Here is a 23,667-nt window from a genome sequence, read left to right on the forward strand (position 1 = left end):
AGATTTTCATCTCTGAAGTCTGTTTCTTTTCAACTCAGCATTGCTGAGTCTTTTCTTGTTGCCTAGTCTAAACTCCAGTTTAGTCTAAACTCCAGTTAGAATTCAAGGGGTTGATGCTCATTTATAGATGCGTCTAGTACATAAAACTGAAGTAAGTAGTTAATTTAATGAACACCAAACTAGAAGAGATTTTTGGAGTGAGTAGCAAGGCAGTTCTCTCATATGTAGAAAGAGACACAGTTGATAAAAGCTTCATTGAAGCACTGAAGTCTGAAAAAGAAATTATTGTTTATGGCTCTTCAAAGCAGGGCAAAACGGCATTAGTTTCTAAATATGTTAGGTATGACAAAAATGTAGTTGTTAGTCTTAGTCCTAAAAGTAAAATATTAGATATTTACTCAAGTATTCTTAGACAAGCAGGTGTAACTATTCAAAACAATTATAGTGAATCTACAGCAAGAGAAGCAACTTTAGGAGTAGTTGGTAAATTTAAAGCCATGTTACCTTTTGTCGGAAGTACCGAAATTGAAGGAAAAAACGAGCTAAAATCTAATGTTAGTAAAGATTATGAATATGAAGAAGTTCCTTTTAATCTTTCTCTTCCTCAAGATATCTCAGAGATATTGAAAAAGGTAAAATTTCGTCAAATTATTATTCTTGAAAATTTTCATTATCTTGATGATGATATTCAAAAGGAATTTGCTTATGACCTAAGATCATTTCAAGAAATGGGCATTCGCTTTATAATTTTAGGTGTGTGGAGAGAGAAAAATAAGATGGTTCAATTTAATGGAGACTTACTGGACAGAATTGAAGAAATTCCGGTTGAACCTTGGCTAGAAGAAGACTTTATCAAAGTAGCACAAAAAGGAGCAGAACAACTTTCAATTATTTTTCCCCAAGAATTATTAAATGAATGTCATGATGTTTCTTTTAAAAGTATAGGAGTCCTTCAAGAAATTTTAAAAGAAATCTGTATTAGTGCAGGAATTTTAGAAAAACAAAAAGTTTTAACTCACATATCTCGCAATCCTCATCTTCATAATGCTATCACTAAAAAAGCAGAAGATTATTTAGTACGACATCAGAGAGCGCTTGAGGCAATTGCATCAGGCAATTCTAATTCTTCTACATCGTCTCAACAAGGATTACTTCCTCTTTTCCTTCCTTATTATCTAATCAAAGTTATTTTAGAGTCAGGATATGAAGGTTTAGCTAATGGAATGAAGCGTTCAGTTTTACAAGCTAAAATTCAAGATATACATCATAGAGCAAATGATGTTCGAGCTTCCGACATGAGTAATTTACTTTATAGCCTTGCCAAGCTCCAAAATCATAAAACTATATCCCCACCAATTATTGATTATGATCGTAATACAAAATATCTTCAAATAGTAGACTCGACTTTTTATTTCTTTCTTAAAAATGCTGATTTAACAGAGATTCTTCAAGAATTACCAAGTCCTTTAGATCAATAGCTGGCGTATCATTACAGTAGCTGTAAACAGGAGCAATATATGCCACTAAGCAACAGATGTAAGCAGTGTTAACACTTAAAAATCTTGTGGTAAGCAATTTAACTTTGATCCCACAAATCTTACTCTTGCGTTCTTCTTTACACCTCTTTAACTCTGCGTTAAATTTACCCTCTTGGTTGACCTTATAAGCACCCCTCCAAATCAGCGATCGCAATCTCAATTCCAACAACGCCAAAGCTAACGCTTGCAACGTTCCTCAGCAATTTCACCAAATAGTCGTTTTAACAATCCCAGGACGAGTGATCGCACTTTTTCTTCCACCGCTCCTGATATACCCGCGTGTCTGCAAATGCTTCTTCACTACGAGAAACTTTATTTGTAGTGTGATCGCCCTTCTCCTTTGCGTGAGATTTACCCTCTTGGTTGATCTTGTAACCACCCTTCCAAATCAGCAAGAGAAGAAAAATCCAACAAAGCATCACCTAAAGCTTCCAACTGTTCCACCGATAACTCTTGAATCTGAGACAGAAGCGTATCAGGAATGTTACCCACACGCCGATTTAATAGTCGTAAAACGATCGCTCTTTCTCCTTCAACCTTTCCTTCCTCTCGCCCTTCAACCTTTCCTTCGATCTTTCCTTCCTCTCGTCCTTCTTCCTTCGCTTCCAGAATCGCCCGTGGTTCTTCCAAATTCAGTCCCAACATCGTTCTAATCTCCTCTCGACTAAGCTTAGAAAACTTGTAGACAATAATCGTCGTCACTAAATCAATTATCGCTTGCTCCGACTGTTGCCGTGCTTGCTCCAGCAAAAACCGCGCCCCTTCCACTGCTTCAGTTTCAGAAGTAACATTTGTCAGCAACATCAAACCCAATCCCAAAGGTTGTTGTCGCAAATCCCCCAACTCATCCAGATAAACCCGCCTGACTTGACCACTTTCCAACAAAGCGCGGTGAATCGAAGAGGAAGAAGGTTCCAGGCTGCGAGAAGCAAAAATTATGACCCCAAACCAGTCATCGTAACGAATAGAGTTGCGGTAGAGAAACAAAAACAATTCGCTGAAGAAGCGGTGATATAAGTCTTCGTCCTTCTGAAACTGGACTTCAGCAAAAAAGACGGTTTTAGAAACTGCATCAGCCGGAGGTAAAAATACTCCATCAATCCGAAACGCGGTTTCTTTCACTTCAACTGATTCAAACTGGTAGTTTTCTGCTTCTAGAGGTGGTTCATCTACTAATTCAAATAGCAAACCCGGAAATTGCTTAAATAATTTGTAGAAAATGGTGTCACGTCGCATTTTGATTCCTCCACACCCAGACAATTACCAGATTGTAAAGGCTTGAGACACGAATTTTAGCGTAGGCGTAGCCAACCGCAGGTATCGCATGTCCCTAAGTCCGCGATAAAATTCTCAAGCACAACAGCGCACTCTATACCAATGCAAATTAACTGGCAAACTGCCAAAACCTACGAAGATATTCTGTATCAAAAAACTGATGGCATTGCAAAAATCACCATCAACCGTCCCCATAAACGCAATGCTTTCCGTCCTGAAACAGTCTTTGAATTGTACGACGCTTTCTCTAATGCCCGTGAAGATACTACTATTGGTGTCGTCCTATTTACTGGCTATGGCCCACATACTGATGGAAAATATGCCTTCTGTTCAGGTGGCGATCAAAGTGTGCGGGGACATGCGGGTTATGTGGATGATACTGGCATCCCTCGCTTGAATGTGCTGGACTTACAACGCCTGATTCGTTCCATGCCGAAAGTGGTGATTGCTTTAGTAGCTGGATATGCGATCGGTGGTGGACATGTCCTACACTTGATTTGCGACCTTACCATTGCCGCCGATAACGCCATTTTCGGACAGACTGGCCCGAAAGTCGGCAGTTTCGACGGTGGTTTTGGAGCCAGCTATCTCGCCCGCGTTGTGGGGCAAAAAAAAGCTAGAGAAATTTGGTTTCTCTGCCGCCAATATGATGCACAACAAGCCCTAGAAATGGGCTTAATTAATTGTGTTGTCCCAGTCGAACAACTAGAAGCAGAAGGTATTCAATGGGCACAGGAGATTTTAGAAAAAAGTCCGATCGCAATTCGGTGTCTCAAAGCTGCGTTCAACGCTGATTGTGATGGACAAGCTGGTTTACAAGAACTTGCTGGTAATGCCACCCTACTTTACTACATGACAGAAGAAGGGTCTGAGGGCAAACAAGCGTTTCTCGAAAAGCGTCCCCCCGATTTTCGCTCTTTTCCTTGGTTACCTTAAAACTGCAAAAATCGCACCCTCTACCAAGGTGCGATTTTTATAGATATCTACGTTTACAGCACTAAAAATCTTAAAAAAAAATCTTATCTTAAGCAAACTACAAAATTAGTTCAGTAATAATGGATGACTAAATAACGACTGCTTTAGTCTTTAGCTGTTCAGATATAGAGGCAGCTATTTCCTCTACAGGGGCAACAGCATTGTCTAAATCTGAGACTAAGGAATGAGTTGATGTTAAAACTGGGGCTACATCTGGCAAACTCCAAGCATCTTCCAAGGTTTCCCAAGAAGGTGCAAAAGGTGGAAGCGCCAAAGAGCAAGCCTTCCAAGTTGCTTGAACTGGTGCTCCCAATTGCTGACAAGTTCCGCCACGGCGACCCTCTGGCTGGTAATGACGGCAATATTTACAGGCAGATGCTAAAAATTTAATGGGTTTCATTTGGATTCATCTTTAGTGCCGTTTCCGGCTGAATTTCATCTTTATATTTTGCTTCTATATATAAAGACTGATAAAAGCCAAAAAGTCATTATTTTCTATAGGTTTCAGCGATCCCAACGAAAAAATAAACTTTAGGATATTTTTATATTCTTGTTATATTTTTCAATAATGCCTAGAGTGGTTGCCTATGGTTTTTAGCTAAAACTTATTAGGGATCAAGACTAAAACCGAAACTTTTGATTTATCTAGCCTTTTAACTTCCTCCTTAAGGATAGCTAAAGGCATATATTTTCAGATAAATAGTCTGCTTTACTTACCACATTAGGCATATTTTAGCAGTAAAAAATATTTTTTCTAAAGAATTAACACTATATTTATGTGAAGCAGGAAGTTACTTGAGGATAAATTCTGATCGGAGAATAATCGCTAAACTATTTTACTTTCAATTTAAAACTGTTTAGCAGCACAGACAGAACAGACTTCCCAGCGCTGGAGTTCGCCGGGTGGGGTGGGAGATTGACACTGGGGACAAAGAGGTAAGCCATGCGATCGCGATCGCATGATCTTCGTCCAATGCCCAAAAGCAGCATTTACATCCTTGGTGGGTTTAACATCAGGGCGGCTAATCTCATCACCAAGATAACTGGGATGCTCATGGGGCGAAACCGTTTGTTGCTGTTTTCTCTCCACCGATGGATTCTGCCAGTTAGCAGTAGAGAAGCGAATATCAACCAAAGGTGTTGGCAGGTTTTTATTTAATTTTAAAAGCAGAGACGAGCGGCCAAAAGTCAGGTTTTGCGCCCAAGCAGCACTAGAAGTTGCTACCGACAAAACATCGCGCTGAATCGACAATGGTCGAGTATTTGCGGCAACCACCGGGCCAACAATTTCTGGCCAAAACTTGAGCAAGCGTTGAAATGGCTGCTCTTGCCATTTAGCCTGCTTTTCCAGAACGTCCAAAATATCATTAATTGATTTCAACGACATCGTTAAAAGTGGGGAAGTGGGGAGTGGAGAGTGGGGAATGGGGAGCAGGGAGCAAGGGAGAAGAGTTTTCCCCTCTTCCCCCTCTACCCTGCCCCTTTGCCTCTTTTCAATTTCATTGCCAATCTATCTATTTAGATAATTTTCGCTACTATTGTCACAAATATATCTAAAGTTAATTCCAGCAATCTACATTTGAGGCACAGAGGCCATGACTCAAAACCCCCTGAATGATTCCGGTACTCAATCGTCTAAAACACCTGGGTTGAAACCAGCACTAGCAGCAGCGCTAGCGAGTTTAGAAGTGCCGCTAGATCAAGAGTTAGCTCGATACCGACGCACGCGAACTGGTTTGGTGGCATCAAAGCAGCCTCGTGTTGCAACTTACATGAGCAGTCAATCTCAGCCGTTAACTGCCATCCCTACAACATCGGGCACAACTCAGTCATCAGTCACGGTAATTAAACCTAACGTGTCACCTACATCTGTACCCGTGAATCTTCAGGGAACTTCAGCGCCAGCTACGGCAAAAATTGACGTACCAACGACATCTTCTCTAGCTGTGAATCCTCAAAAGAACCCAGCGTCAGCTACGGCAAAAACTGAGGAACTAAATAATTTTAATGTGCCCTCCATCTCTGATTATGCTAAAACACAAACTCAACTTCCCCCGCCACCGCCCAACTTTAGTAGCAGCATCGTGCCAGTAATAATTAAAGATACTAAGAGCCAAAATCTCTTGGAGCCAGATGACACTCCTAAGCACCCAGATGACTATTTGGAATCTAGTGAAGCACTGCTGCGAAGTCTGACAGAAGAACAACTAGAAACCAAAAAACCAAACAATTCTAGCGATAGTCTGCTATCACCTATGGGTATTGGCTCGATGTTGCTGCTATTGTTAGCGAGTCTTACCTTGGGTTATGTAGTGTTCAATCCTAAAAGCTTGCCAGAATGGAATTTAGGCAAGTTGTTTAACGGGAACTCGTCTCCTGCACCAGAAAATACTCAGGAAGTTGGGAGTAATGTCCAACCTCAGATCCAACCACCAAGCACATCTATACCCAAGTATCCCAATCTAGCTGCCCAAGAGTTTCCTGAGGTGAGAGACCCCAATGATGTAGTTGGCTTAAAACCCAAAGTCCAACCAACTTTAGCAGTAGTACCTAATCCAGTCGTTCCCCAAAACCCCGCAAATCCTCAATCGCCATTGCGTGACCCCAACACAGCGCTAAAAACGACAAATCCGAGCGCTTTAGCACCAGTACCGACAGTACAGCCGTTGCCTCCCCTGAATTTGCCTCCCACTTCGACGGCAAAAACCTCATCCAAGCCAATCGCAACCTTACCAAAGCTGGATGCTGAAATCAAACCAGCAACAGATGGGTTCTATCATGTAGTGATAGATAATAAAGATGGAGCTTTAGCATCAGCACGGCAAGTAATTCCCGATGCTTATTTATCATCCAACAAAGAATTAGTTTATTTGGGTGCTTTTAAGACTAAAGAGCAAGTACAACAACATCTGAAATTATTACAGGCAAAGGGAATCACGGCACGGGTTCAGCAACCATAAGTTGCAAAAATTTACGATACCATGAGATAACAGTCCTAAGTCCTAAGCGCAGAATCAATGAGTGCTGAGTTCTGAGTGGTAGAGACAAAATATTGTTTGTTTACGACCCTACAACAAAAAATATTATACTCAAAATTTTAACTAGGTATTTAGCACTCTATAACTATCCTATGACAAAAAATATTATACTAAAAATTTTAACTAGGCACTTAGCACTCTATAAATAATTCAGTACTCAGCACGGGCTAAACGCCCCGCTACCGCTAACAGCACTCATTACTGGGTTTCGTGAATGGAGAGCCGACATGGCATTAATCAAGCGTATCCTGCGGGTGATTCGAGCTAATCTTAATAGTTTGATCGGTGATGCAGAAGATCCAGAAAAGATTCTGGAGCAAACTGTTCTAGAGATGCAGGAAAATCTGGTGCAGTTGCGGCAGGGTGTAGCACAAGCGATCGCTACGCAAAAACGCACCGAACGGCAGGCCGCCGCCGCGCAGTCTCAAACAGAAGAATGGTATCGCCGTGCCCAATTGGCCCTGCAACAAGGCAGCGAACCTCTAGCACGGGAAGCTTTGACTAAGCGCCAAGCCTATAAAGAAAGCGCTACAGCCCTCTTTTCCCAGATAGAGCAGCAAAACGAGATAGTCGCTAGGCTAAAAAAGGATATGCGATCGCTAGAGTTAAAAATTTCCGAGGCGAAAACAAAAAAAGATATGTATATTGCTCGCGCTCGTTCTGCCGAAGCGTCTTATCGCCTTCAGGAAATGCTTGGCGGAGTTTCTCCCACCAGCAGTCTGAATGCCTTTGAGCGCATGGAAGAAAAAGTTTTGCAAATAGAAGCTAAATCAGAAGCTATCGCTCAACTTAGTAGCGACGACTTGGAAACACAATTTACTTCCTTGGAATCTACTAATAATGTAGATGCCGAATTGGCAGCAATGAAGGTGCAGGTCTTAAATGGGGCAGATAACACACAGCACAACAATCTCCTTGCCCAGGAGAGCCAGAAGACACAGCCTCCCCAACAGCAGTTACCCAAAACTCAGGACTCTTGAAAAACAGGCAAGGGAGCAGGGGGCAGGGGGAAAAGACCCTATCAAGAACTGTCGTGGAATGAGGGAGAGAACATGGGTCTGAATCCTCCACTCAAGCAAGCGTGGTTATCGTAAAGAGCGGGAAGCTAACGTAACAGGTGGGAGCGAATCCTAATTCTTTTCTATTTCCCCTGCCCCCTGCCTCTTGGTTAAAGTTTGGCTAATTACCCCTCTTTGGAGATATCTTAACAATTAAGAGTTGTTAGAAGATACTGATTCAAACTGGAAAGATTACATTGAAATAGGTAGCTATTAAAAAATAAAAAAGCTCACTGTCCAGCAAAAAGCGTAAACCAAACAAGGAAAAACAAAGTTATGGGATTATTCGATCGCATTAAGCGAGTAGTTAGTTCTAACCTCAACGACCTGGTTAACAAAGCCGAAGACCCCGAAAAAATGCTAGAACAAGCCATCCTGGAAATGCAGGAAGACTTGGTGCAACTGCGTCAGGGAGTAGCCCAGACGATCGCCTCCCAAAAACGCAGTGAGAAACAGTATAATGATGCCCAAAATGAAATTAATAAGTGGCAACGCAATGCCCAACTGGCGCTACAAAAAGGTGACGAGAACCTAGCACGACAAGCTCTAGAGCGCAAAAAGACTTATACGGACACCAGCGCCGCCCTCAAAGCTAGTTTAGATACCCAAAGCACTCAAGTTGAAACCCTCAAGCGCAACTTAATCCAGCTGGAAAGCAAGATTTCTGAAGCTAAAACCAAGAAGGAAATGCTGAAAGCTCGGATCACCACTGCCAAAGCCCAAGAGCAACTTCAAGGCATGGTGCGTGGGATGAATACCAGCAGTGCAATGGCTGCTTTCGAGCGCATGGAAGAAAAAGTCTTGATGCAAGAATCTCGGGCCCAGGCACTAGGAGAGTTAGCAGGTGCAGATTTAGAAACCCAATTTGCCCAATTGGAAGGTGGTAGTGATGTTGATGATGAATTGGCAGCTTTGAAAGCGCAAATGTTACCACCTGCTACTCCACAAAATCAAGCGCAACTGCCACCACAACAAGAAACTACTGCTCCAAAGTCTAATGAAGTGGTTGATGCCGAGTTAGATTCTCTACGCAAGCAATTGGATCAATTGTAAAATTGTTAGAAAACTTGTTTGAGCTAGTCCCACACCTGTTGGCTGTGGGATTTTATGTCATTAGTCAATAGTTAAGAGTCAAAATAACTATGAATTATTGACTATAAACTATTGACTACTTTGGGATAAAGTATTGTGTGTGCCAACTTTGATCGCCACCTGATGGAGACTGCAATGAGTAAGGCTGTAATCACCATAACTGATGCTGAGTTTGAAACAGAAGTATTAAAAGCTGAACAGCCTGTATTAGTTTACTTTTGGGCTTCCTGGTGTGGGCCTTGTCAATTGATGTCCCCCCTGATTAACTCAGCTGCTACCAAATATAGCGATCGCCTCAAAGTCGTTAAAATGGAAATTGACCCCAACCCACTCACTGTTAAGCAGTACCAAGTGGAAGGTGTACCTGCCCTCAGACTATTTCAAGGCCAGGAAGTTTTGATATCCACTGAGGGAGTTATCGGCAAAGATAAATTACTCGAACTTTTAGATACCCACTTAAATAGTAATTAGTCATTGGTCATTGGTCATTGGTCATTGGTCACTTGTACTGAGCGTTGTCATAAAGCCTGCGGCATAGCTACGCTTAGGGCGTAGCCTCTCCAAGAGTTCTATTGGTCATTTGACAAAGGACAAAGGATAAATGACAAATGACAAAGGACAAAGGACAAATGACTAACATGCAATTTGCAAAGCGTTTACAACCCCTGCAATCTAATGTATTTGCCGATATGGACAAAGCCAAGGCGATCGCTTTGGCCGCTGGACAACAAGTAATTGATTTGTCGCTGGGGTCTTCTGATTTACCCGCCCAGGCACATGTCATTGAGGCGATCGCCCAATCTCTCCACGATCGCAGTACCCACGGCTATCTGTTGTTTAACGGAACTCTTGGGTTTCGTGAAGCCGCAGCCAACTGGTACGAACAAAAATTTGGTCTCAAAGTCGATCCTCAAACTGAGGTACTACCTCTAATTGGTTCTCAAGAAGGTACTGCCCATTTACCCCTAGCAATACTCAATCCAGGAGATTTTGCCCTATTGCTCGATCCAGGTTATCCCTCCCATGCGGGGGGAGTCTACCTAGCCAGTGGTCAAATTTACCCAATGCCACTACGGGCAGAAAACGATTTTTTACCAGTGTTTGCTGATATTCCTGCCCCAGTCTTGGCTCAGTCGCGGATGATGGTACTAAGTTATCCTCACAATCCCACAGCTGCGATCGCTCCTTTATCTTTCTTCCAAGAGGCTGTCGCCTTTTGTCAGCAACACAATCTTGTGCTGGTTCATGATTTCCCCTACGTAGATTTGGTATTTCAGGAAACTGGAGAATCGGCAGATTCTTCCCCTAATCCAAAATCCAAAATCCAAAATCCAAAATCCCTAGCCCCTTCAATTCTGCAAGCTGATCCAAACAAAAGCGTCTCTATTGAATTTTTCACCCTTTCCAAGTCCTACAATATGGGCGGCTTCCGCATTGGCTACGCCATCGGTAATGCCGAGTTAATTAACGCCTTACGCCAGGTAAAAGCCGCCGTTGATTTTAATCAGTATCGGGGGATTTTGAATGGTGCGATCGCAGCTCTAACTGGCCCTCAACTTGGCGTAAAATCTGCTGTTGCTACCTTCCAGCAGCGCCGTGATGCTTTCATTACTGCTTTACACCGCATTGGCTGGAATGTTCCTACTCCCCAGGCCACAATGTACATCTGGGCAAAACTGCCCTCACATTGGAGTCAAAACTCCATCGAATTTTGTACCCAGCTAGTCAAACAAACTGGTGTAGCAGCTTCCCCAGGTGCTGGCTTTGGCAAATCTGGAGAAGGATATGTCCGCTTTGCCTTGGTGCATGAGCCACTTTTGTTAGAAACTGCTGTGGAAAGAATTGCCCAGTTCCTTTATTGAATTTCTTCTCAAGCTCAACACCAAAGATTTTTTGCAGCAAAGTTTATCGATAGAACATGCGCCCTAAAGGTAGTGGCGCACATTTTTGCGTCCCTACGAATAACCGTACTATACTGAATTTAAAATTATTCTAATTGTTATTTTTAGAACTATCAAAAATTAATGTTTTACATAATTATACTTAAAATGATATCAAAATATTCGTCATCTTTTTATTGATAACAATAGGAACTTTACCCAATAAAGTCTCCCCGTTTCTTAGACTTGGTTTGTACGCTCAGATACCAAAAAGTCCTAAGAATGCACGTCGCGTTTTTAAGGAGTTGTATTGCCAAGAAGCCTGTAGTCAAGACAGCCAAGCTTAGAAACGGCAGTAGTTTAAAACTTACCTTTCAAATTGACAGAGACTTGAAAAAATGAAAATGACTTTTCAGAAACTTTTAATTGGTGCCTCAATAGCTGTTGGTGTAAGCGCTTTTGCCACTGTACCAGCACAGGCTGGAACCCTCACCGGCGCCACTATTGGTGGAACAGCAGCCAGCGATTATTTAGTCTATGATTCCAATGCTAAAAATACCTTCTCAGTAGCAAATACTAGTGAAAATGTACAAAAAGTTCTGAGTGGTAACGCCGCCAGTCCCACTGGAAATGTGGAGCTAGCTGCTAGTAGTGAACAAGCTGGTTTTGATTTTACCAAAAACACCACCTTGGCAGGTACAATCGGTGGGAAAACCCTGACTCTAAGCAGCCTCACTTCTGATGACTGGTTTGGAGTCGGCCAAACAACTACGACGTATGGCTTAAATAACTTAGCTAACACCTGGTTTAACCAGGCTCTAAATTCTAATAGTACCATTAGTACTTTACTCGCTGCGTCCGGCTACACTCAACAGACTTTGTTTAACAGCTTTCTTACAAATGGGGGATTTCAACGCTTTAGTGACCCGAATATTTCCTATGTCAATCAAGATGATACTAATGGTTTAATTAGTATTGGTTTAGCAGGTCACTTAAATGCCGCACCCCTTTTAGGACTGTCGTCTAGCGTATTTAAATTACAAGCAAGTGAAATTGTCAAATACACTTATGACGGCAAAACTGATTACTTGTATAGCTTTAAAGCTACCAACTCTGGTTTACTTGAACTAAGCGATGGAATATCCCATAGTGGTAATTATGAAGTCACTATCAAAGGTGTACCTCCCGCAGCAGTCCCAGAACCATCCGTAATGCTTGGTCTGTTGGGTGTTGCTGGTGTGTTTGCTACCCAACGCAAGTTTAAAAAAGCATCTATTTAAGATTGCGGGTTCAAAACTACAAATAAGTAAGGGAGCTAACACCTCCCTTTTTTTATCAATACTTCCTTCCAGTTATAGCGGTGTGCAGTTCAGTGAGATACATAAACTTTGCTGAAATGATTTGACAGCAAGGACTTTGGTGTTCTCATAGAATCGGTAACCGCTATATAAGCTTATTTAAGCTTCTAGGTTATACTGTTTATTAAAATATTTGCAAGAAATTAATTGGTTATAAGGGTCTAAATCTATATGCCTCTACCAATGGATTTGTAATAGATATTTCGTGGAATGGGTATGCCTTAACATAGCGTTACTTATAGTAAGCTGTTGCGCCTTTAATTTGCACTAATATTTTTTCAAGATGATTGTGGGGTGGGCATCCTGCCCGCCCTGATAATGCAAGTTGTATACTTAACAGCTTATTACTTAAATAGTTTTACCATAAGACTTAGGCAATTCAATTTTTAAAAGTAGCTGTTTATTTGAAGTATGATAAAAAAAATTAATACCACCTTAATTTTTCATTTAATTATACTATTATTTAAGTATTAAATTGTAGCTACTTTTAATTTATTCATATCTTTGGCTAGATTACATAAGTCAAATTTATATTGGTTTTACAGTTTAAATGCAGTAGCGTTATCGTTTACGGTAATAATAGTTGATTTTTACTTAATATAATCAGATAATAGGTAGCAATGACAGCAAAATTATTCAATATAGATCAGCCATTGCGGTCACAGAAACTTAGACGAATTTTGCTAGTTGAAGACCATTATCTCAATAGATTGTTACTGACTGACTATCTAATTTACTGTGGGTACGATGTCGAAAGCTTATCAGAAGGCTCTACTTTTTTCTCGACTATAGAAAAATTTCAACCAGATTTAATGTTATTAGACTTAAAATTGCCGGATGTTGACGGTTATTCGCTCTTAAAAGAAGTCCAGGAAAAACCTGATTTGTCAAAAATACCTATCATTGTGGTTTCAGCTTTTGCTTTTAAAGCCGATCAAGAACTAGCTCTAAGTTTGGGCGCACGCCGCTATTTTGTCAAACCTATAAAACTCAAGGATCTTATAATTACGATTGAAGAAGAGTTGACTTGCTGCCACAAATAAACTTTTTTACTGAGCGTAGCGTACCTTTATTCAGCTTTTTGGTCTGTAATGAACTCTTCAACTTGCTCACTAATATGTTGCACAGAACTGCCAACTTTTGAAATCCTATCTTGTAATTGCGCTAACAACAAAACTGCTGTTTGCAGATCATCGAGGGTTTCAGCCATATCTTCCCGGTATTGGCCTTCAAACTCTTGCAGATTCATAGTTCAACTTTTTCCTGAAATTATTGTATGTAATGGCTATATTTATAATTATATTCGTAAATTTAACTTCCTAAATCCGTTAAATCGCTTAATATTATCAGTTCAAATAAAATTAAAAAATCTTGTTTAAGAATAAAATTTGTCTAATTTTGCCTAATATTTATATAAGCAATAGTAAAAATTTTAATTACTTTTAATAATAAAAATATAAATCTAGCAAGATGAAGAAAAAATAGTTTTTATAATAAATTATTTTGGAATAATAAATAATTGTTGATTTTAAAATGCTAATTACAAATTCAAAAAGCCAAGTTTATATCTGACAACTTCAAAAAAACACGAAATTGGACTGGGCAAAGCCTGGCTACGCTAAGATACCACTGTGCTAATGCGTGCCTACAGGATTTTGATGACAAACCAACTAATTAAATTTAACGAGATAAACCACTATCAGTAGTGTTGTCACCTTTATAAGGGGATTTTGCCCCAAATCTTGTTAATTGAGATGGTAGCTGGATTTACGCGCTGTACTAGTGGTCTGTCAAACCCATTTTGATGGTTGGAGAGACGCGATAAATCGCCGTCTCTACAGAAAATTTATTTCTTGACACACTACTAGGTCGGAAACCAAGCCACCCTGCAAGAAGCCGCCGAAGTGTCTACATACTTCTCTATGTGCAGACTAAAAGCCTAGCTACTTTACATTTACTTGATAAATACTTTTTTAAATCGGCACGAAAAAATAATTTTTCTTAAAATAGAGAAAGATTACCTAATTCTCGTTGTGACAATATCTACTCAAATATTACCACTAGTTAAAGAGCCAGAACGACTGGAAAATCGTCTAGCCGAAATTCCACCGGAACCGGGGGTTTATTTCATGCGGGACAGTAGCGATCGCATTATATATATAGGTAAATCACGTAAGTTGCGATCGCGTGTTCGTTCCTATTTCCGGGATGGCTACAACAAGAGTGAACGCATCGCCACGATGGTGAAGTTGGTGACAGAAATTGAATTCATTGTCACTGATACCGAAGCCGAAGCGTTAGCCCTAGAAGCAAATTTGATCAAGCAGCACCAGCCATACTTTAACGTGCTGCTCAAAGATGATAAAAAATATCCCTATCTCTGCATCACTTGGTCAGAAGATTATCCGCGAATTTTTATAACCCGTAAACGCCAATTCGGCAAAGAAAAGGATAAATTTTACGGGCCTTATACTGATGCTGGTCTTTTACGAGAAATTGTCCGCCTGTGCAAGCGGATCTTCCCACAGCGACAACGACCTCAACCACTTTTTAAAGACCGTCCTTGCTTAAATTATGATTTAGGGCGTTGTCCGGGTGTGTGTCAACAGATGATTTCACCAGAAGAATATCGCAAAATTGTGCAAAAAATAGCGATGGTCTTTCAAGGACGAACTCAGGAACTGATTGATATTTTGACTCAACAGATGAACGCAGCATCTGAAAACTTGAATTTTGAGTCAGCGGCGCGGATTCGGGATCAAATTTCTGGGTTAAAGTCACTGACAGCTAATCAAAAAGTCTCTTTACCAGATGATACAGTTTCGCGGGATGCGATGGCACTGGCAGCCAACGAAGAATACGCCTGCATTCAACTATTCCAGATTCGCGCTGGACAATTGGTAGGACGCTTGGCCTTTGTGGCGGATGCTCACGCAGAACCGGGAGCTATTTTACAACGAGCTTTAGAGGAACATTACCAAACTGCTGATTCAGTGGAAATACCTTTAGAAATTTTGGTACAGCATGATTTACCTGATAGCGAGATATTGGCGGATGTCTTAACTCAACGTAAAGGGAAAAAAGTTACAATCTTGACTCCTTTACGGCAAACTAAGGCAGAATTAATTGAGATGGTAGAGCGAAATGCCCAGTATGAATTGCAAAGAATGCAAAAATTAGGCGATCGCAACGACCAAGCAATGCAAGACTTAGCAGCCATTCTCGATTTACCAGATGTACCCCACCGCATCGAAGGTTATGACATTTCCCATATTCAAGGGTCAAATGCAGTAGCTTCGCAAGTCGTGTTTATCGACGGATTACCCGCCAAACAGCATTATCGCCACTACAAAATCAAAAATCCCACAGTGACGGCGGGACATTCAGATGATTTTGCTAGTCTGGCTGAAGTTATTGGGCGACGGTTCCGTAAGTATGGCGACGATCCACAGTTGTCACGTTTGGGTAATCCAGATTGGCCTGATTTAATCATGATCGATGGTGGTAAAGGTCAATTATCATCAGTTGTCGCCGTTTTGCAAGAGATGAATTTATTAGAAGACTTGCGAGTTGTGAGTTTGGCGAAGCAGCGAGAAGAGATTTTTTTACCGGGAGAATCTAAACCCTTAACAACTGATTCAGAACAAGCAGGGGTGCAGTTGTTGCGACGATTGCGGGATGAAGCGCACCGGTTTGCAGTGACTTTTCATCGTCAGCAACGCAGTGATAAATTGAAGCGATCGCGTTTAGATGAAATTCCTGGCTTAGGACATCATCGACAAAAGCAGCTACTAGGGCATTTTCGCTCAGTTGATTATATTCGGCAAGCTGCACCCACACAACTTGCTGAGGTTCCAGGAATCGGCCCGCGTTTGGCTCAAGAAATTTACGATTATTTTCATCCTTCTTGATATGGCCCAAAAGCATCTAACATAAGTATTTGAAATTTTCAATTAGTGAAGTTTTGAATTCCAAGGCAGCAGTATTACTCGGTATATATGCTGTAGTATCGATTCTCAAAGGTTACAAATACGTGAAAAGATTTACCAGTGGAACAATCAAGATGTTTATTTGACTGATTACGAATCTCAAAGAAGAGATATCAATCCATACTGGAGTGTTACACTTAGATTTCAAAACCATATCCTCATCAATAAAGAATCCTTTAATCTACAAAATTAGAGGGGCGATCGCAAATTCCAACTGTCTAAACACTTAGCGATCGCTGATTGGTAGTAACCAATTTGATAGTTATAAATTGATGTAATGGAAAAAACCGAAAAACAGAAAATGCTTGCAGGCGAATTATATCTGGCGGACGATCCAGAATTGGCTGCCGAAAATAAGCGAGCTAGTCGTCTGTTGCGAAGTTACAATTCTACAACCGAAGAACAGCAAGAGCAACGGCAGCAAATTTTGCAAGAATTATTTGGAAAGGTTGGTGACAAAGTATCAATTGTGCCACCCTTTCGCTGTGACTATGGCAGTAATATTTTTGCTGGTGACAGATTGTATATGAACTATGGCTGTGTAATTTTAGACTGCAATACAGTTCATATTGGTGAAAATGTCTTGTGCGCTCCTTATGTGCAAATTTATACTGCTTATCATCCAACAGAGCCAGAAATTCGTCTTTCTGGAAGAGAATTAGCTGCCCCAATTAACATTGGTAATAATGTCTGGATTGGTGGCAGTGCAATTATTTGTCCAGGTGTAACTATTGGTGATAACACAACCATTGGTGCTGGCAGTGTAGTTGTCAAAGATATACCTGAGAATGTTGTTGCTGCTGGCAATCCCTGCCGTGTCATTCGGCATTTATCTTAGAATTTAAAATTTATATCCTCTGGCAATCCAATAGAGCCAATCTGCGATCGCTTCTTCAGTTTCCCTGTCAGCATCAATGGCTGCTATTTCAGATAACTTTGCAGAATATACATCATCATCCTTACCATTAATGTAAGCCACTTCTACAAGCATATCTTTCAAGCACTCATCATCTGGGGCCATTCCCAGCACTTCCACTGGTTTCTCCTCGGTAGAACCAGATTTGCGTGCCTTCTTAGTCCATTTAGCCATAAAGGGAAAATTCAGAACCTCTTCGAGGTAATAGTACCAACCCATGGCCCGGTCTTCTTTATCTTCAGCATCTACAATGATCTCTGTTTTAATGCGATGCTCTCGGTTTTCGTCGGCTTCAACACTAGGCATAAGATAACACTTTACGTATAATGCATTTTTATAATACTACCAAAATCTTAGCTAAGAATAATTTTTCTAAAATAAAGTATATAAGACTTAGGTATCAGAGATACCCCAACACCGTTAAGAAGGTGGCTTTTAGGGTTCTCTCTTTTCTAAAGAGGATTAGGGGATCTAGGTTTCAGTTTTCAGTGCGTAATTCTTTTTGTATTTAAGTTATACAAAAAACCGCTTGTCAATGACAAGCGGTTTTCTAATTATTGCCCTCAAAAATTAAACAAGTCTTAAATCAGGATAATTTGCCAGTACATCATCAGATGTCAGGGTATCATTTTCAGCTTGCGGAGTCCAAAGAACTTCAATTGCCAGAAGTTTCTCGCTAGGGATACTACCAATTTGGCGCAAAGCTTGACGCAAATCATCAGCACTGTTAATCGCTGTGGGGATTTCAAACTTACCTAGTGTCGCCGCCAGCAAGGTGACGATAATATATTCACCAGGGCCTTCGGTAAATAGGCGGGTAGGGTTGTCGAGTTCACCAGCCGGAGGTAAAGCATCTTTGGCAAGGGCCGCTTTTAATTGGTTGTTGACATTAGAAATAGTTTCTTCGCTAAACTTGCTGCGTTCTGCCAGTGACAGCCGATTAAACTGACTTTCAGCTGAATTTAAACTGGCTTGTTGAGAGCCACCACCTGCATATACAAAGTATTCGGGATGGCGGAGTAAAGCTAGGCTGGCTTCTTGTAGAACTTCTGCTCTCCCCTCTGGGGTGTTGGTATCAGCAGTTTCAGCAATGTGGTTGAGTTCATTTTGCAATTCACGGGCTTGAGCTAACAAACCTACTTGCAAACGAGTCACAGAAACCGGAGAGTTACTGCTGTAATCTGCTTCTGGAGTTTCACCGCCAGAGACGCGGCGGAAAGTTTGCAATATAAAATTAGCGAGCGCAAAGAAAATTAAGATGCTAAATAGACCACCAAATCCTCCCCCAATACCCCAGAAAGGAAGTAGGAAGGGAAAGCCAAAACCACCACCAAAACCACCACCAGGATAATACCCGCCTCCGCCAGGAGGTGCATAAGTGCGCGGTGTATACGTGCGGCTGGAAGGTACTCTAAAGGAGCCACCACCGATTCGACCCCCACTGCGGGCCGCTAATGCTCCATCGGCGTGACTAAAAGCCAAAGTTAACACTAGTCCTAGCGCTAAGAAGCTTTTTAACAGTGGTTTGATGGTTTGTTGTAGTTTTTTACGCATAATAGAATCGCTTGGAAAACTGAATTATTTATGATTTCTCCCCATGCTGGTAGGAGTGTTTCAATCTGTCGCTAACGCCAGCCCGTAACAAACAAGCTTTGTAGCATTCACGTAGCATACACAAGTATTGGCTACATATTCAATTTACCGCGTCTTCTCTTGGGTAGGCAGCGATCGCAGGGGGGATTTCTCGACTGGGGAACCGTACCTTAAGATATGTTCACAATTACAGAAACTATTGCTGCTAGGTTTTGGAATAGCACTTTCAGGCTACAGTCTGGAATTATACAGATGCTTTTAATTTTTAATGATTATTTTGACTAATTTTTTAATACTTCACCCTACTTACTCGATCGAAGGTGGGAGGATATTTTGTAATTGAGAGTAGTATTTGTTACATTCGACAACCTTAAACTTACTTCTATACATTAGGCAAAAAAGTGTCCATAATGCTCATCATTAAACGGAGCCAGACGCTAGATAACTCTCAGGTACTGATCAAATTGTTTGGTATTTTGGTACAACAGCCTAGAGGATTCAGGATATTTTATTGAACGTAGTTAGATTTTGTAATTTTCGCAACAGTTGTTTACCGATCAACTTGGCTACATACAAGTGTTAGCTTTGATTTATTGTTCAACATGTACAGAAATTCTCAAGTAGTGAAAAATTTGGAGCAAAAATAAAATCAACACAATAAAAAACAATCTTCCTGGCTAATTTTGTAAAATCGGCTGCAAATTTGCCTACCACATTCGTTTTAAAAGAAATAAAATAAGAATTAAGGCTTTGAAAATAATCCTAATTGTAAATAAATTAAAAATTATTTGAAGTAAAGTTATCAGCTTTATTATGGAACATATTTCTCAACTAACAGCCCAAATCAGAGACAAAGCTGCATACCCAGATATCCTAGTCATATCCCGGATATTCTTGCCGAAAGAAGCTGTAATTGGGGAATATATTTACGATCGCTGTCTCGAAGATCCAGAACGAGTGATTGTGCTGGCGGCTAGTTGCTCAGGAGATAAAGTATTTGATCGAGGTCAACAGTTTCCGGTGTATCGCTGGTTTTATCCTAGATACTGGCGTAGTGGCTTTGTGGAAAGTATCCTGAAGCCTTGGGTGAATATAGTCTGCTCATTTGTCCTAGCAATCAGACTTTATTTTCGCTATCACTACCGTTATATAGAGTGGGGCCACGGCTATGATTTCCCTTCGCTGTTGCTATTGAGCTATTTCTTACCTATTCGCTATTTTATCTATCTGCACGGCGATGATTTTCATTGTACTTTACACAATCCCTTGCTGCGATCGCTATTTAGATTAACACTCAAACGCGCCGAAGGCATTGTTTGTAACAGTTCTTATACAAGAGACTACCTCAGAACTGCTTTCCGATTAGATACTCCTACCCACGTTATTAACCCAGTCATCAGACCAGAAAAATTTGGTAATAATGTAGCAAGCCCTAGTAGCCTTAATGATTTACGTGTTCGCGTGCGTCAAGCGTACAACATTCCCGAAACAGCAATAGTTATTCTCTCCATCGGAAAGTTAGTAAAACATAAAGGTTTCGACCAAATAATTGATAACATCCCACTATTGCTAACTTTTGGGGTGGATGTCCACTATATAATCTGTGGTCAAGGGTCAAGTGAATCGGAACTGAAATCTTTGGCGCATCGTTTGCGGGTAGATAAGCGTGTCCACTTTGCCGGATATGTGCCTGAGCGAGAATTAGCAGGTTATTATGCTGCTTGCGACATATTTGCCATGCTGACTTTATTGGATACTAAAGCTAATAGCATGGAAGGTTTTGGTATGGTTTATTTAGAAGCAAGTTACTTCGGTAAGCCTGTAATTGCTCCTCGCTTAGGCGGTGTTCTAGATACAGTTCAGCATGAAGAGAATGGAATACTGGTTAATCCTCATTCTGGTTATGAAGTGTTTCAAGCTTTCAATCGGTTATGCAAAGACCAGCAACTACGTGAGCAACTCGGCCGTAAAGGTAAAGAATTAGCCAAGCGTAGAACCCTTCATCGATCGCTTTACAAATCAGAGGGGTGAAACGCAGTTTTGATAGCTTTGGAAATGAACAAGATTACGGTGTAGAATCTCGCTTGTGATTCGATTAAAAATGCAATGAAAAATATCTTGTTTCGCATGGAGCTATTCTTTTGGCGCACTCACCGAACGCAAGCTATTATCATCTTTACAGTTATTGGATGTCTTATTGTATTAAGTTTAATTACTTTTGGGGCAATGTATGTTGTGGCTCAACCTGCTTCAACCTCATCTGAACGTCTTGCTGTTAAAACACCAAATTTAGGGCGACACTTTCAAGAATTCGGGCGTGAAGGCTCAATATTGATTTACGATTCAAAAAATAACCGCTTCTATGAACACAATCCTCAACGTAATGCAACTGCGATCGCTCCAGCTTCAACATTCAAAATTTTTAACGCTTTGGTAGCTTTAGAAACAGGTGTAGTTCCTGATGATGTGGCAGTTCTAACTTGGGATGGAATTCACCGAGAGATTGAAGCCTGGAATCATGATACGAATTTGCGTCAAGCCTTTAAAGATTCAACTGTTTGGTTCTATCAAGTACTAGCACGTAGGGCTGGATTTGAACGAATGCAGCAATTTATTAATAAAGTAGGTTACGGGAACCGTCAAATTGGCACCGCCGCAGACATTGATCGTTTTTGGCTACAACAGCAGATATTGCAAATTACACCCAAAGAGCAAATTAAGTTTTTGCAACGGTTATATCAAGGCGATTTGCCTTTCTCCCAACGGACAATAAATCTTGTCAAAGACATTATGATACGCGAACAAACTCCAGACTACACACTGCGGGGGAAGACGGGATGGTTAACGACTAGCAAACCAAACGTTGGTTGGTTCGTGGGTTATTTAGAGCAAAACAAAAACGTCTACTTTTTTGCAACAACCCTTGATATGGATAAAGCAGAAGATGCACCCGCCCGCATTGAGATTACACGACGTAGCCTCAAGGATTTGGGCTTGCTGGCTCAAATCAACTAACCACCACCAACAATAGTTACCACTTCTAAGCGATCGCCTGGTTGCACTTTTGTTTGCGCCCAAAACTGGCGATGTAAAATTTCGCCATTATACTCTACAGCCACCAAGCGGGGATTAAAACCCAACTGTTGGAGCAAGTCGGGTAAAGAAGTTTGAAACGAACAGCTATGGGTTTCTCCATTTACCTGAACCGTAATCTCATTGGACATAAATGTGGGGAGTGGGGAATGGGGAATGGGGAATCGGGTATTAGGTATTGGTTACTTACTTTCTTTGGACTAATGACTAATGACTCTTTTAAAGTTTTGGTTTAATGCGATTGAGTTGGGAGAGCAAATATTGAGTCACTAGGGTAGGCTGTTCGGCTTGCATGAGCGATCGCACCACTGCTACACGTTCGGCTCCGGCATCGATCGCATCATTGATATTATTGGCATCTATTCCCCCAATGGCAAACCAGGGAATTGAGCAATTTTTGGCAGCATAGCTGACATATTCTAAACCTGTTGCAACCTTACCTAGCTTCGTGGGAGTTTCATAAACTGGCCCCACGCCAATATAATCTACACCTTCTGCAATTGCTGCTTGCATTTCTTCTTTATTTGTGGTAGAAAGACCTATCAGACGCTGTGAACCGAGTAATTGCCGAGCAACAGCAATAGGCATATCTTGTTGTCCCAGATGTACCCCATCTGCATCGACAGCTAAAGCTACATCCACGCGATCGTTAACAATGAACAAAGCACCATAGATATGACATAACTGCCGGAGTTTTCTGGCTTGTTCCAAACGCAAAGAATCATCGGCGGTTTTGTCGCGGTATTGTAAAAGCGTTAATCCACCTTTGAGTGCAGCTTCGACGTTGTTCAACAAACTTTCATGTGGGGAAGTAACAAGATACAAACGCGATCGCCACAATAATTGATGGCGCTGATGACCCATTAAACTACTTTCTAGGGTATAAACCTGATAGCGCATCTGCTTACAAGCTTTAGCCATATTTGGCAGGGTTAGCTTGCTGTATTCTTCCAACACCCGTAATGCTTCTTCTATCCGGCAAAAGTTAGCTTGCAACACCGATTTGATACTAGCTCGTTGTTCTTCCTGAGGATGGGTTAACTCAGTCCCAGGATCGCTTGGTGTATCTCGCGCCGCCCGCAATTCGGAGGTGTGCCACTTGGCTACCTCTTGTCGCAAACGCTTACATTCAAGAGCCAACTGGGCATTATTCAACCCAAACCGACACCATTCCTCAATAATTCGCAAGCCCTCACGAGCACGATCTAAATTAGCATCTAAAATGCGGTAGATAACTTGTTGTATCTGCTCTTTTTGGCTGTATGGCTCGACCATTACAACAACCCCGTTAGTGCTTTCATCGAAGTGTGAATTATCATATATCCTAGTAACCATAGTTAATTAATTTGCTTTTTTTTACTCATTTTTTGCAGAACCCACGTAAAATAACGTAGGAGTAAGGGTTACGGGAAATTATCCCATTTTCCTATAGGCAGTGATAAGGGTAGTTTGAGGCTACAGTTTCGCACTAAGGTTAGTCAAGTATTTTAGGGTAAACAACAAGCTTACAAAGGAATAGTGCCGCAAGGCGGAAGTCAGCCTCAACCCTTGGGGACGCTGTTCGCGTTCGGGGAAGTTAAAAGTTAATTACGAATTACAAATTATTTTAAATGGTTGCTCTATTTACGCCGTGGCGTACTAGCCAGAGCCTATACACTGGAAAATTCACAATAGGCAAATTAAATTTGAAACTGCATGGATAATATTTAGAGAGCATTTATAAAGTAAATTTTAACTTTGAAATAGAGCGTTTTTTCGCCTAAAATATCATCCCAGCCGATTATTGAAGTTCATAGCATATATGGCCTCACTGATGGTCAACAACTTTTATTTAGAGTAGGGGGATTTTAGCGATCGCGTAG

Annotated in this window: 21 protein-coding genes; 13 read left to right on the top strand and 8 right to left on the bottom strand. The window is 41.1% G+C overall.

What is annotated here, in order from left to right; translation table 11 throughout:
- The first annotated feature begins 167 nt into the window (after window positions 1-167).
- Window positions 168-1,478 carry a hypothetical protein gene (locus tag V7K25_RS05030; RefSeq protein WP_335155649.1) on the top strand — a complete coding sequence of 437 codons (1,311 nt, stop codon included), beginning with the start codon at window positions 168-170 and terminating at the stop codon, window positions 1,476-1,478.
- Between the two features lie 411 nt (window positions 1,479-1,889).
- On the opposite strand, the gene V7K25_RS05035 is transcribed toward V7K25_RS05030, so the two are convergent.
- Window positions 1,890-2,774 (bottom strand): Rpn family recombination-promoting nuclease/putative transposase, encoded by an 885-nt coding sequence (locus V7K25_RS05035; protein WP_335155651.1) that lies wholly within the window; start codon window positions 2,772-2,774, stop codon window positions 1,890-1,892.
- A gap of 141 nt (window positions 2,775-2,915) precedes the next feature.
- Here V7K25_RS05035 and menB point away from each other — a divergent pair, with 141 nt between their 5' ends.
- Complete coding sequence (gene menB / locus V7K25_RS05040) at window positions 2,916-3,749, top strand: 1,4-dihydroxy-2-naphthoyl-CoA synthase (RefSeq protein ID WP_100899754.1); 834 nt, start codon at window positions 2,916-2,918, stop codon at window positions 3,747-3,749.
- Between the two features lie 127 nt (window positions 3,750-3,876).
- Here the strand turns inward: menB and V7K25_RS05045 are convergent, their stop codons facing one another.
- Together V7K25_RS05045 and V7K25_RS05050 are read right to left on the bottom strand one after the other, a co-directional pair.
- Entirely contained in the window at window positions 3,877-4,188 is a 312-nt protein-coding gene (locus V7K25_RS05045) for a hypothetical protein (RefSeq protein WP_335155654.1), read from the bottom strand.
- Between the two features lie 447 nt (window positions 4,189-4,635).
- The gene (locus V7K25_RS05050) at window positions 4,636-5,175 is read right to left on the bottom strand and encodes a DUF721 domain-containing protein (RefSeq protein ID WP_335155656.1); all 540 of its coding nucleotides are present in this window, start codon (window positions 5,173-5,175) and stop codon (window positions 4,636-4,638) included.
- Window positions 5,176-5,383: 208 nt separating this feature from the next.
- Between V7K25_RS05050 and V7K25_RS05055 the strand changes: the two genes are divergently transcribed.
- The 7 genes from V7K25_RS05055 to V7K25_RS05085 all read left to right on the top strand — a co-directional run bounded on the left by V7K25_RS05055 (window position 5,384) and on the right by V7K25_RS05085 (window position 13,257).
- On the top strand, window positions 5,384-6,748 hold the full coding sequence (locus V7K25_RS05055) for a hypothetical protein (RefSeq protein WP_335155658.1): 1,365 nt from the start codon (window positions 5,384-5,386) through the stop codon (window positions 6,746-6,748).
- 305 nt (window positions 6,749-7,053) lie between these two features.
- On the top strand, window positions 7,054-7,806 hold the full coding sequence (locus V7K25_RS05060; protein ID WP_335155660.1) for a PspA/IM30 family protein: 753 nt from the start codon (window positions 7,054-7,056) through the stop codon (window positions 7,804-7,806).
- 354 nt (window positions 7,807-8,160) lie between these two features.
- The gene (locus V7K25_RS05065) at window positions 8,161-8,937 is read left to right on the top strand and encodes a PspA/IM30 family protein (RefSeq protein ID WP_335155662.1); all 777 of its coding nucleotides are present in this window, start codon (window positions 8,161-8,163) and stop codon (window positions 8,935-8,937) included.
- Window positions 8,938-9,111: 174 nt separating this feature from the next.
- Window positions 9,112-9,447, top strand: a complete 336-nt coding sequence (locus tag V7K25_RS05070) for a thioredoxin family protein (protein ID WP_118168824.1) — start codon at window positions 9,112-9,114, stop codon at window positions 9,445-9,447.
- 158 nt (window positions 9,448-9,605) lie between these two features.
- Entirely contained in the window at window positions 9,606-10,838 is a 1,233-nt protein-coding gene (locus V7K25_RS05075; RefSeq protein WP_335155664.1) for an LL-diaminopimelate aminotransferase, read from the top strand.
- Window positions 10,839-11,254: 416 nt separating this feature from the next.
- Window positions 11,255-12,136 carry an NF038130 family PEP-CTERM protein gene (locus tag V7K25_RS05080; RefSeq protein WP_335155666.1) on the top strand — a complete coding sequence of 294 codons (882 nt, stop codon included), beginning with the start codon at window positions 11,255-11,257 and terminating at the stop codon, window positions 12,134-12,136.
- Window positions 12,137-12,834: 698 nt separating this feature from the next.
- Window positions 12,835-13,257: a response regulator gene (locus V7K25_RS05085; protein ID WP_335155668.1), complete on the top strand. Its 423-nt coding sequence runs from the start codon at window positions 12,835-12,837 to the stop codon at window positions 13,255-13,257.
- Window positions 13,258-13,283: 26 nt separating this feature from the next.
- On the opposite strand, the gene V7K25_RS05090 is transcribed toward V7K25_RS05085, so the two are convergent.
- Window positions 13,284-13,463 carry a hypothetical protein gene (locus V7K25_RS05090; protein WP_335155670.1) on the bottom strand — a complete coding sequence of 60 codons (180 nt, stop codon included), beginning with the start codon at window positions 13,461-13,463 and terminating at the stop codon, window positions 13,284-13,286.
- Window positions 13,464-14,247: 784 nt separating this feature from the next.
- Between V7K25_RS05090 and uvrC the strand changes: the two genes are divergently transcribed.
- Window positions 14,248-16,125, top strand: coding sequence for an excinuclease ABC subunit UvrC (uvrC, locus tag V7K25_RS05095; protein ID WP_335155672.1), 1,878 nt, complete (start codon window positions 14,248-14,250; stop codon window positions 16,123-16,125).
- A 355-nt stretch (window positions 16,126-16,480) separates the two neighbouring features.
- Window positions 16,481-17,041, top strand: a complete 561-nt coding sequence (locus tag V7K25_RS05100; RefSeq protein ID WP_335155674.1) for a sugar O-acetyltransferase — start codon at window positions 16,481-16,483, stop codon at window positions 17,039-17,041.
- Between the two features lie 3 nt (window positions 17,042-17,044).
- Here V7K25_RS05100 and V7K25_RS05105 read toward each other — a convergent pair whose 3' ends face one another.
- Window positions 17,045-17,425, bottom strand: coding sequence for a calcium-binding protein (locus V7K25_RS05105; protein WP_335155676.1), 381 nt, complete (start codon window positions 17,423-17,425; stop codon window positions 17,045-17,047).
- Between the two features lie 264 nt (window positions 17,426-17,689).
- The gene (locus tag V7K25_RS05110; protein WP_335155678.1) at window positions 17,690-18,673 is read right to left on the bottom strand and encodes a DUF1517 domain-containing protein; all 984 of its coding nucleotides are present in this window, start codon (window positions 18,671-18,673) and stop codon (window positions 17,690-17,692) included.
- Window positions 18,674-19,525: 852 nt separating this feature from the next.
- Between V7K25_RS05110 and V7K25_RS05115 the strand changes: the two genes are divergently transcribed.
- Together V7K25_RS05115 and blaOXA are read left to right on the top strand one after the other, a co-directional pair.
- Complete coding sequence (locus tag V7K25_RS05115; RefSeq protein WP_335155679.1) at window positions 19,526-20,743, top strand: glycosyltransferase family 4 protein; 1,218 nt, start codon at window positions 19,526-19,528, stop codon at window positions 20,741-20,743.
- A gap of 84 nt (window positions 20,744-20,827) precedes the next feature.
- Window positions 20,828-21,727: a class D beta-lactamase gene (blaOXA, locus tag V7K25_RS05120; protein WP_442948061.1), complete on the top strand. Its 900-nt coding sequence runs from the start codon at window positions 20,828-20,830 to the stop codon at window positions 21,725-21,727.
- Here the strand turns inward: blaOXA and thiS are convergent.
- On the bottom strand, window positions 21,724-21,936 hold the full coding sequence (gene thiS / locus V7K25_RS05125; protein ID WP_335155681.1) for a sulfur carrier protein ThiS: 213 nt from the start codon (window positions 21,934-21,936) through the stop codon (window positions 21,724-21,726). The genes blaOXA and thiS overlap by 4 nt on opposite strands.
- Window positions 21,937-22,024: 88 nt before the next feature.
- Window positions 22,025-23,140 (bottom strand): thiamine phosphate synthase, encoded by a 1,116-nt coding sequence (locus V7K25_RS05130; RefSeq protein ID WP_335155683.1) that lies wholly within the window; start codon window positions 23,138-23,140, stop codon window positions 22,025-22,027.
- Window positions 23,141-23,667: the final 527 nt, after the last annotated feature.

It is taken from the genome of Nostoc sp. (assembly GCF_036919495.1).
GTDB lineage: Bacteria > Cyanobacteriota > Cyanobacteriia > Cyanobacteriales > Nostocaceae > Nostoc.